The following is an 11,184-nucleotide window of genomic DNA, read 5'->3' on the forward strand; positions in this document are numbered from 1 at the left end:
CTTCGGCTGCCAGTTGAGAAAGTTCGGCGCGATGGCTGCTTTCTGGTAGCGCGCTCGATCAGTCTCCTGGATCGAGCGCGCTACCAGCCATCGCGCCTACCTAAAGGGGCTAGAACTCGCCGCGTTCCATCCCGCTCAGATTGATGCCATCAAGCGAAGCCATATCTCCATCGGCATCATCAGTGAGCTCGACGGGCTTCTCGTCTTCGCTGAGCACTTCGACACTCAGGCCGAGCGACTGCAATTCCTTAATAAGCACCTTGAAGCTTTCGGGCACCCCAGCCTCCTGGATCGGCTCACCCTTGACAATCGCCTCATAGGTCTTCACCCGGCCTACGACATCATCTGACTTGACCGTCAGCATCTCCTGGAGGATATAGGCGGCCCCATAGGCTTCGAGGGCCCAGACCTCCATTTCACCAAAACGCTGACCACCAAACTGGGCCTTACCACCCAGGGGTTGCTGAGTCACCAGGCTATAGGGACCCGTCGAACGAGCGTGAATTTTATCTTCAACCAGGTGGGCAAGCTTGAGCATATAGGCATACCCAACCGTCACCGGATGATCAAAGCGTTCGCCCGTCCGGCCGTCATACAACGTCACCTTGCCATCAGGGGGCAAGCCAGCTGCGATCAAATGTTCCTTGATCTGTTCTTCGCGCGCCCCATCAAAGACCGGCGTTGCGACGCGGAAGCCCAGGCGTGCGGCGGCCCACCCGAGGTGCGTTTCAAGGATCTGCCCGATATTCATCCGTGAAGGGACGCCAATCGGATTGAGGATAATATCGACGGGGCGTCCATCGGGCAAGAAGGGCATATCTTCAATCGGGAGTACCCGCGAAACGACACCCTTATTACCATGGCGACCGGCCATCTTGTCACCAGCGCTAATTTTGCGCTTTTGACAAAGCAGCACGCGCACCGTCTGATTGACGCCGACGGGCAACTCGGCCCCTTCGCTGCGCGAGAAGACTTTGACATCAATGACCTTGCCACGCACCCCGTTGGGCACGCGCAGCGAGCTATCCTTGACCTCACGGGCCTTCTCACCAAAGATCGCCCGCAGCAGGCGCTCTTCGGCCGTCAGATCGGTTTCACCCTTGGGCGTAATTTTGCCCACGAGAATATCGTTGGGTTGCACTTCGGCACCCACATAGATGATGCCGCGCTCATCAAGATTGCGCAGGCTATCCTGACCGACATTAGGAATATCACGGGTAATCTCTTCGGGTCCAAGCTTGGTATCACGTGCCTCGACCTCATACTTCTCGATATGGATCGATGTAAAGATATCTTCACGCACCAAGCGCTCAGAGACCAGAATCGCGTCCTCGAAGTTACCGCCCTCCCAGGGCATATAGGCAACCAGAATATTCTGGCCAAGGGCAAGCTCGCCATTATCGGTGCTCGAGCTATCGGCAATCACCTCACCAGGCTTGACCTTCTGGCCCTTGAGGACGGCGGGACGCTGGTTAATGCAGGTATCCTGGTTGCTGCGCATAAACTTGCGCAGGCGATACTCACGCTCGTAGCCATCATCTTCTTGGATGATAATATGTTCACTCGTAGAACTGACAACCACCCCTGGCATACGTGCCACCACCACCTGACCCGAGTCGCGGGCAGCGCGGTACTCCATCCCCGTCCCAACAATTGGAGCATCGGGGCGCAAGAGCGGCACAGCCTGGCGTTGCATATTCGAACCCATCAGGGCACGGTTCGCATCATCGTGCTCAAGGAAGGGGATCAGCGCCGTCGAGACACTCACCACCTGCTTGGGCGACACGTCCATATAATCAATGCGGTCGACGCGTTCCTGGACAAACTTCTCGGCAAAACGACACGAGGCGGAAGCCTCCACAAAGCGATTATGCTCATCAATCGGGGCATTCGCCTGAGCCACAATAAAGCGATCTTCTTCATCGGCGCTCAGATACTCCACCTCTTGCGACACAACCGGCTGGATCCGAATCGACTTGAGCGGCAAGCGAGCAATCTTCTCGGCAAGGGCGCGGTTCACTTCGGTCGTTGCCTCAGCGATCGTCTCATCGGTATCGGGGTCGAGCACATCTTCACGCAGGATCTGACCGCGGAGCAACCCAACGGTAATCCGGAAGGCCGTCGCTTCATCAACCCGTGCGCCTTTGGCAGCAATCAGATCGCCCGTACGCAAGTCACGCACATCCCGCAGCAGCACGCCACGCTCAACCCAGAGGGGTGCATTATCCACGGCATTATAGACCTTGCGATACGGCGTCTCAAGGAAACCCATCTCATTGACCCGTGCAAAGGTCGACATCGTACCAATCAGGCCGATATTCGGCCCTTCCGGTGTCTCAACGGGGCAGATACGGCCATAGTGACTATGGTGGACGTCACGCACCTCAAAGCCAGCACGATCACGGGAAAGCCCACCGGGACCGAGGGCCGAGAGACGGCGTTTATTAGTCAACTCGGCGAGCGGATTGGTCTGATCCATAAACTGGCTCAACTGCGAGCCCCCAAAGAACTCGCGCATTGCCGCCACCACGGGGCGAATATTGATCAGGCCATTGGGGGTCGCACTCTCAGGATCCTGGAGCGACATCCGCTCTTTGACCACCCGTTCAAGGCGGAGCAAGCCAACGCGGAACTGCTGCTGGATCAACTCACCGACGGTACGCACACGGCGATTGCCGAGGTGATCGATATCATCCGCACGCCCGTGACCATTATTCAGCAGGATCAGTTGCTCGACGATCTTGACAATATCGCGCGGCAACAAAACACGCACCGCCATACTCGGCGCATCGCTCTTGCCATCGCGGCGCGTTTCACGCTCCCAAAGATTCTTATTGAGCTTATAGCGGCCAACCTTCGCCAGGTCATAGCGGCGCGGATTAAAGAGCAGCGACTCGAGCAACGAACGCGCATTCTCCAAGGTTGGCGGATCGCCGGGACGTAGGCGCTTATAGAGTTCAAGGAGCGCCTCTTTGGCATTATGGGCCGGATCTTTATCAAGCGTCGCCTGGGTATACGGATGATCGGTCAACGTATCAACCTGGCGCAGCAGTTCAATGATCTGATCATTCAGACCATGCTGATCAAGCTCATTATCGGGCACCCAGCGCCCATTGCCATCTTCATCGGCCTGCCAAGCCATAATGGCCCGGAGCAGAATCGTCACAGGAATCTTGCGTTTGCGATCAACCTTGACGCTAATCACATCCCGCTTATTGGTCTCAAACTCAAGCCAGGCCCCACGATTCGGGATCAATTTTGCTGAATGGAGGGCGCGCCCGGAGGTTGGATCCTTCTCATCTTTGAAATAGACCCCTGGCGAACGGATCAACTGCGAGACCACCACCCGCTCGGCACCATTATAGATAAAGGTACCGTTATCCGTCATCACCGGAAAATCACCAAGAAAAATCTCGGACTCTTTAATCTCGCCCGTCGAAAGAATCCGCAACTCGACATTCACCCGCAGGGGGGCCGCATAGGTGAGATCGCGTTCACGGCACTGAAACTCATCCAGGCGCGACTCACCAAAGACATAATCTTTAAAGTGAAGTTCAAGGTTCTTGCCGGTAAAATCCGTAATCGGTGAAATCTCTTCGAACAACTCACGCAGGCCCTCGCGCCGAAACCAATCAAAGCTGTTGACTTGGGTCTCGATCAGGCGCGGTACCTCGATCGCATCATAGATCTTGGCGAAAGAGTGGCGCTCGATCCGGCGGATCCGTCGCCCATTGGCGCCCGGGTCAATCGGCGCGATCAGGGGCTGGAGAACCACGGACTCAATCAACGGGGGCATACTCACCTCATTCTTCGTCGTCATCCTCTGAGCAGCAAGCCTCAGATAGCTGACGGCATCCGCTTCACGACGCTACCGACACGCGGCGACAGCCAGAAAACAGAAAGCACCCGTCATCGGCGGTAAGCCTCAACGGGCTACCGGAACGACTGGCGGGATCCGGACACGCGATGTTGTTTCAACTGGCCTGGGGTTCAGGCATATCAATGCGACCATACATCCTGGTTAGCAAGGCAAGGCCACCAACCAGGTCGAGAGCTTACTCAATCTTGACTGCGAACAAAGACTATACCATCCTCTACCAACATTTGTCAAGCAAAACATACGTACTTTAATGCATTCGCTCCTTATTGTACCACAAGCCAGCGATGGACGTGCGTCATGACAAGCTTGCGGCAGGGCAATTGCATCTTCCGTTGGTGCATGCCGCCAGACCGGTGGATCGCCCCCATCCGCCCATACCGTCGGCGTCAACGCCTCGGCTACCGTATGCGAAGTCAGCCTTCGCCGGCTAGATTAGGCCACGCCGGTGGCCTTTGGTAACCCAGGAGCCAATCCGTTCACGGCGACGGCAGAAGATGCAATCGCCCTAGCTATTCCTGTGCATATTATTGACATTGCATTGTTTATAGGCTAATATACAACAAAGATGAAATGTTTCATGCAAGAATAATCCACATGTCATAAACTACCGTTAGTTGTTGCCCGCGCCAATGGCCACCTGGCCAGGGAGGCCCTGATGAACGAGACCGAAACCCGTACCGAGTACATTGCCGCGATTGATGATGTGATTCGCCAGATTACCTGGCAAAGCCATAAGCAACTGTTGCAAACCCTGAATCGCCCCGAAATTAGCCTGACAATGCCTCAAATGGTAACCCTCTTTGCTATTCGTGACGCTGGTACTTGCCGCATGAGCGAACTAGCCGAAATTACCCAGCAATCTGCGGGAACCCTGACCGGCATTGTTGATCGCCTGATCGAAGACCATCTAGTTGGGCGCGTACGCGATCACGAAGATCGACGTGTCGTGCAAGTTACCCTCACAGCCCATGGCGAAGAACGCCTCGCCCAGGTCGAACAGGCACGCCGCGAAGATATGGAACGTATTTTGCAACATTTTGACTTTGGACAGTTGATCGATCTTGAGCTACTCCTGCGCCAGTTGCTCCAGGGCATCCACGAACTCCTCAGTGGTGAAACCCTGCTTGATCAGCGCCATGTGGCTTCAGCTGCCATCTATTCCCCGCTTCAGCAAGCCTGAGACCTGGTATACTACGATCAAGAGATTGTCAACGCTGAGCACTCCACATCTGGCTTGCGGAACCAGACAGATCATTGCATCGTGCCTGGTGCTGAACAAATTGCCATCTGGTAGGTGTCCACGATACGTATTGGCGGTGCTCGGCGTCACAATACATAGCGCAACACTGTCTGGGTATGTGTGCCAAGCAAGTGGACAGGGGTATGGGTAGTGACTGAGCGGCAGCCGATCCGTCGCCATGTGCGACGTTCTCGACGCAGAGGTGACGGTGCAAACGTTCGCCGATTTGATGCTACCAATCAGGTTGCAACGATGCAGGTGACCGGGCTACTCAAACTCTCATCATACCTCGTTTCCGTCATTGATCCTCAGACGATCCTCACAAACCTGGTTTCAAGCCTGGTCGAGATCTTGCCCTCGGTGCAGGCAGGTGTGCTCTGGCTTGAAGCAAACGGGCGTCTGCGCCCAAAAACAGTACTGGGTTTACCCCTGGATGACGCAACCCACGAAGCCTTGCAACATTGCCAGTTACGCTCAGGCGAAGGCCTGGCTGGGTTCGCCCTGCAACACGCTGAGCCGCAACTGAAGTCTGCGACCCGAGGGTACCAGCAGACTGCCGCCTCGATCAATCCGGTCAATGATCCGTTGTTCCATCAGCTTAGTGCTCAATTGCCCTCTCGCCTGACCGCGGCGGCCTTGCCTCTGCGTGTTGGTGCCGAAACAATTGGCGTGCTTGAACTGATCAATCTTGGCCACCACCCAAACGACACCGCGTGGCAACCGCTTGATCAGGCAGCAATCCCCGTCTTACAGGCCTTTGCCAATCTGGCGGCTTCGGCCATCAAGAATGCCCAACTCTACGCCGCTGCCCAGCAGAGTGAACGACGGTTAAAGGCCTTTGATGCCGTGGTGACGGCAATCTCGACCGCAACCGATCTCGATGATATGGTACGCAGTGTCCTCGATGTGGTCGTAGGCTTGATTCCTGATGCTAGTGGGGCGCTGCTCTTGCTCGATCCAACCCACGATCATCTTGCCCTTGCCGCACAGCATCAGCTTCCCCCCGATGGGGCCACGTACCTGGCGCAGCTTCCTGTTGCCGATTCGCCCTGTGCCGAGGTCGTTCATTATGGGCAACCAATGCAACGTCCTCTCCTGGAAGACCGTGGCGAGGGGCCATTGATCGCTGGGAACCTCGTGGAAGCCGCCTACTTCCCCTTGCTGGCAGGTGGCACTGTCGCCGGTGTGCTGGCTCTCTATGGGCCGCCAGGTCTCACTATGCATACCGACAAAGACCTGCTGATGCCGATCTGCAATCAGGTTGGGTTTGCCATTGCAAACGTTTTGCTCTATGCCGATAGTTCGAGTGAACGGCGTAAGCTGAATACAGTCGTCACCTCAATCGCCGAAGGCGTGCTCCTCTGTGATGCAGCAGGACGGTTGACGCTGGCAAATGATGCTGCCCTTGCGCTGCTGCGCCTCGACTCGCTCCCCTTTGAACAACCCCTGGCCGCAATGCCGGATTTCTACCGCATGCGGGATATGGAAGGCCGCCCTCTTAGCCTCGAAGACCTCCCGTTTACCCGTGCGCTGGCCGGGGAAGTGTTTCAAGATTATCGCCTCATCCTGCACGGATCGAGTGGCGATGAAACGGTGATGAGTTTTAGTGGGGCACCAGCCCACGCCGGTGATGGTATGATCGAGGGGGCTGTTGTGGTCTTTCGTGATGTCACCGCCAGTCAAAAGGTCGAGCGCGCGAAAGATGAATTCCTGGCTGTCGCTGCGCACGAGTTGCGGAGCCCCCTGGCAGCTGTGCGGAGCTACGCAGACCTGTTGCTCAGACGTGAACAGCAACGGGGTGAGGCTGATCCGCGTGACCTGCATGGTCTGACCATCCTAACTCAGCAGGTGAGCCATATGCTCCGCATGGTTGACAACCTGCTTGATGTATCACGCATTGATGCCGGCCAGCTCGATCTTCAGTTACAACGGGTCAACCTGGTGCATCTGGCAAATCAGGTCATTGACCAGCAACGGCCCGCTGCCGGGCAGCATCCGCTTATCCTTGAATGCAATGAAGACGAACTCGTTGCTACCTGTGATATGCTACGGATCAGACAGGTGCTCACCAATCTGATCAGCAATGCGATCAAGTATAGTCCGCCCGAAAGTCCAATTATCTTGCACCTCTGCCATCGTGACGCTGACTCTCCCGAGGCCGAGGGCTTCAGTGGCCCAGTGGCTGTGCTGAGTGTGACCAATGAGGGGCCAGGCATTGCCCCGGAACAACAGGCGCGCCTCTTTCAACGCTATTATCGGGTGCGCAGTAGCCGTACGGAAGGGCTCGGGCTGGGGCTCTACCTTAGTCGCCAGTTTGTGCAAATGCACGGTGGTCGTATCTGGGTGGAGAGCAATGAAGACATCGGGAGTACGTTTGCTTTTGTCTTGCCACTCTAACCCATAGGAGAGGGCATGATCGTACGTGGTGAGGGCCAACAGAGTACCGCTGGCCCGCCGAACTTGCGTCAAGGTTCAGTATTATGCACTTGAAACCACATATTCAAAGTTTGCCGGCTTATAAACCACCCCAGTTACTGACCGGGCCAGCCGTTGATCTGGTCAAACTTTCGTCGAATGAGAATCCACTCGGGCCTTCGCCGCGGGCGCTGGCAGCCTTGCACAAAGCACTTGATCAGGTGCATCGTTATCCCGACTCGTCGAGTCTGGCCTTGCGCCAGGCGCTTGGAGCACATGTCGGGCTTGGGTACGAGCATGTCACCTGTAGCAACGGCTCGGACGAATTGATCCTGATCCTCTGCCTGGCGATCCTCGAAGCAGGCGACGAAGTTGTCATGGCCGAGGGAACCTTCATCAGTTACCTGCTCCGTACCCTCGAACTGAAGGCCCATCCACGTCGGGTTCCACTCCGTGCCTATACCCACGATCTCGAAGCAATGGCCGAAGCGATCAACGCACAAACGCGGATGGTCTTTCTCTGCAATCCGAATAATCCCACTGGGACGACCAACAGCGCCGCCGAGGTTGACCGATTCTTGACCAGGGTTCCCGACGATGTTCTGGTTGTCATCGACGAAGCCTATCTTGAGTTTGTGGCCCGGCCCGACTATCCCGATCTGATCCCGCTGATCCGCGCAGGGTGCCCGAATCTCATCTTGCTCCGTACCTTCGCCAAGATCTACGGGTTAGCCGGGTTACGCCTGGGGTATGCCTACGCCGAACCTACACTGATTGCCTATCTTGAGCGAGCCAGGCCAACCTTTAATGTCAATCTTTTGGCACAAGTCGCCGGAGTCGCCGCGCTCACCGATCACGAACATCTCGCGCGGAGTCGTGAGCACGCCATCGCAAGTCGCGCCTTTTTTGACCAGGGGCTACGTACACTCGGGCTTGAACCAATTCCCGGCGAGACCAATTTTGTTGCCGTCGCGGTTGGAGACGATGCAGCGCTCACAACCGGGCTCCGTGAACATGGCTTTACGGTCACCCCGCTCACCGGATGGGGGCTTCCCGGGCTTATTCGCATCTCTTTTGGCACCAAGGCACAAAACGAAGCCATCCTCCAGGCGCTGCAGAGCGTACTTGGCAGATAGCAGCAAGGGGATGGGCGTGATGAATGTTGGAAAAGAGCGTGAAGAAGAGCTCACGTATCTAGAAATGCTGCTCTGCCAGCCAATCAATCGGTGGGAAGGGTTTGATCTGACCCAGCCGGAAGAGAGCGAGCAAAACCTGCGGGTGCAGGTTCTCTTTACGGGCATAGCGATCGCAGCCCTGGGCCTGCAACCCGATGCCACGCCCGAGCAGCAGCAACGGGCGCGGGCAGGCATCGTTGCGGCACTCGAACGCATGGTGCAACGCCGGATCTGGGCGCACTGGGCAACGCCCATTGACCGCGAGGGGCTCGTGCCAGACCCGATTGGTGGAGGCTTTGCAGCCTACAGTGGCGCACTGGCAACCTTGCTCGGGCTAGCGGCCCTTCTCGGCGAAGAGCGCTACCATGATCCGCCGCTCGAATTTCGCTGGTCAAGCACCTGGCGGTTCAGCTACACCTATGCGCAATTGGTCGCCATGCTCGCCGCACAGATGCGCGCAGATCATGGCGGGGCGATTGCGACCACAAACGGCACCACCACCCCGTCGGCGATGGCACTGGTACTCTGGGGCGTCCACCTTGCCGATCATATCTACGGCAGCGAACAGAAGAGTGCCGGGCAACGCTGGCTTCAAGTCTTACGTGAGCAACTCGTGCTACGCGGGCCACGCCTACCTAATCGCGGAGTCTTTGCCTCAGGATACCATCTCAAACGTCGGAAAGCCACACTGACGAGCAAACCCCTCGAAGATGTGATGACTCTGATCTTGATGGCCCCGTACGCGTCCGAGCTGACCCGCGAACTAGCCGTACGGCACTGGCCTGCGGTCAGACAACCTGAACGCATCAATTCACCGCTCTTGCTAACCTTCAGCAGCCTTTTGGCAGTAGAACTAGGCGAGGCCGAGCGGGCCACTGCACTGAGCCTGACTGCGAGCACGAGCACCGAAGGATCAACCTCGCCCAACTGGATCGAGGCCCTGCTCATCCTTGGGCGTGCCGGTGGCATGCCCCGCTTACCAGAACCGAGACCTGCCAAGGAGCACAATGATGGAAACGTACTTGAACGGCATTCGTCTGGCCTATGAAGACGAAGGAACCGGACCGCCCCTCCTTTTGCTGCATGCCTTTCCCTTCAATGGAGCGATGTGGAACGATCAAGTTGCCGTCCTACGCGACCGTTACCGGGTCATTGTGCCTGATTTACGTGGTTTCGGGAAGAGCGGGGCGCCCAACGAAGTCTATTTTATGCAGCAATACGCCGACGACCTAGCCCTCTTGCTTGCCACCCTGAGCATCAAACAGGCTACCGTGATCGGGCTGTCAATGGGCGGCTACATTGCCTTTGAGCTCTGGCGTTCACACCGCAGCCTGATTAACGGACTGGTTCTGGCCGACACACGAGCAGGAGCCGACAGCAGCGAAGGCAAAGTAGCACGGGAAACCAACGCCTGTCTCGTCGAAAGCCAGGGCTCGGCAGCAATTGCCGACATCCTGCTGCCGAAGCTCATTGCACCAGGTGCCAGCGACGAATTACGCGCATCGCTACGCGCCAGCATCAGCGCAACCAGTCCAGCGGGCATCGCTGGGGCATTACGAGGGATGGCCCTGCGGCCCGACTCAACCGTTGATCTGCCGACGATTGCCGTACCTGTCTTGGTCATCGTCGGCACTGAAGACACGCTGACGCCACCGAGCGAAGCGCATCTCATGCAGAAGTATCTTCCCGAGAGCGAACTCGCCCTGATCGAAGGAGCGGGCCACTTGAGCAACCTCGAACAGCCAGCGTCCTTTAATGCGGTACTCAGCGCATTTCTTGACCGCCGCCTCCGCTAACAGCGCAAAACAACAAGAGAGGTGACTGTCTAATAGACAGTCACCTCTCTTGTAAATTGGAGCGTGCGTGGACCTACGTTCCCAGGGCTCAGGCCCCAGTAGCATCGGCGCGGCCATGTTTCACGACCCGGTTCGGGATGGGACGGGGTGGTTCCACGGCGCCAGACACACACGCATGGTAGCGGCGAAAGGATTCGAACCTCTGACCTTCGGGTTATGAGCCCGACGAGCTGCCACTGCTCCACGCCGCGTCATACATACTACCTGCAGAATGCTGATGATAGATTGCGTTTCGCCTGCACGACACCGAATGTCGGTAGATAGGGAAGCCCTCGACTCTGCGCACCAGTCACCTGCACGGGTCGCCCCGCGTCCAGTGCTGGCCGCTTACCCCAGTCATCTCCTGGGAGTCTTACCTGGCTAGACCAGCGAGAGTACTTATCTTGAGGCACATTTCCCACTTAGATGCTTTCAGCGGTTCTTGTTCCCAGACATAGCTACGGAGCCTGCAGGACGCCCCACAACTCCTCCACCAGCGGTCTGTCCAGCCCGGTCCTCTCGTACTAGGGCCAGCCCCTCGCAATACTCTAAGCGCTCAGAGCGGATAGAGACCGAACTGTCTCACGACGTTCTGAACCCAGCTCGCGTGCCGCTTTAATGGGCGAACAGCCCAACCCT

At 57.1% G+C, this 11,184-nt stretch carries 6 protein-coding genes, 1 tRNA gene and 2 rRNA genes; 5 read left to right on the plus strand and 4 right to left on the minus strand.

Features of this window, described 5'->3' with window-relative positions; genetic code table 11:
- Positions 1–109: 109 nt before the first annotated feature.
- Complete coding sequence (locus EKD05_RS21055; protein WP_129676838.1) at positions 110–3,796, minus strand: DNA-directed RNA polymerase subunit beta; 3,687 nt, start codon at positions 3,794–3,796, stop codon at positions 110–112.
- Between the two features lie 739 nt (positions 3,797–4,535).
- Here EKD05_RS21055 and EKD05_RS21060 point away from each other — a divergent pair.
- From EKD05_RS21060 to EKD05_RS21080, 5 genes are all read left to right on the plus strand, one after another.
- On the plus strand, positions 4,536–5,060 hold the full coding sequence (locus EKD05_RS21060) for a MarR family winged helix-turn-helix transcriptional regulator (RefSeq protein WP_129676839.1): 525 nt from the start codon (positions 4,536–4,538) through the stop codon (positions 5,058–5,060).
- Between the two features lie 312 nt (positions 5,061–5,372).
- Positions 5,373–7,517, plus strand: coding sequence for an ATP-binding protein (locus EKD05_RS21065; RefSeq protein WP_129676840.1), 2,145 nt, complete (start codon positions 5,373–5,375; stop codon positions 7,515–7,517).
- Positions 7,518–7,600: 83 nt separating this feature from the next.
- Complete coding sequence (gene hisC / locus EKD05_RS21070; RefSeq protein ID WP_129676841.1) at positions 7,601–8,671, plus strand: histidinol-phosphate transaminase; 1,071 nt, start codon at positions 7,601–7,603, stop codon at positions 8,669–8,671.
- 19 nt (positions 8,672–8,690) lie between these two features.
- Positions 8,691–9,758, plus strand: a complete 1,068-nt coding sequence (locus EKD05_RS21075; protein ID WP_129676843.1) for a hypothetical protein — start codon at positions 8,691–8,693, stop codon at positions 9,756–9,758.
- Positions 9,718–10,506: an alpha/beta fold hydrolase gene (locus tag EKD05_RS21080; protein WP_129676845.1), complete on the plus strand. Its 789-nt coding sequence runs from the start codon at positions 9,718–9,720 to the stop codon at positions 10,504–10,506. The genes EKD05_RS21075 and EKD05_RS21080 overlap by 41 nt, the downstream gene beginning before the upstream one ends.
- Positions 10,507–10,566: 60 nt before the next feature.
- Here the strand turns inward: EKD05_RS21080 and rrf are convergent.
- From rrf to EKD05_RS21095, 3 genes are all read right to left on the minus strand, one after another.
- Positions 10,567–10,681: ribosomal RNA gene (gene rrf, locus EKD05_RS21085) — 5S ribosomal RNA — on the minus strand.
- Position 10,682: 1 nt separating this feature from the next.
- Positions 10,683–10,757 (minus strand) — tRNA-Met (locus EKD05_RS21090).
- Positions 10,758–10,826: 69 nt separating this feature from the next.
- Positions 10,827–11,184: ribosomal RNA gene (locus tag EKD05_RS21095) — 23S ribosomal RNA — on the minus strand; the annotation flags it as partial.

This window comes from Candidatus Chloroploca sp. Khr17, from assembly GCF_004138165.1.
In the GTDB taxonomy this organism is placed as follows: Bacteria; Chloroflexota; Chloroflexia; order Chloroflexales; family Chloroflexaceae; genus Chloroploca.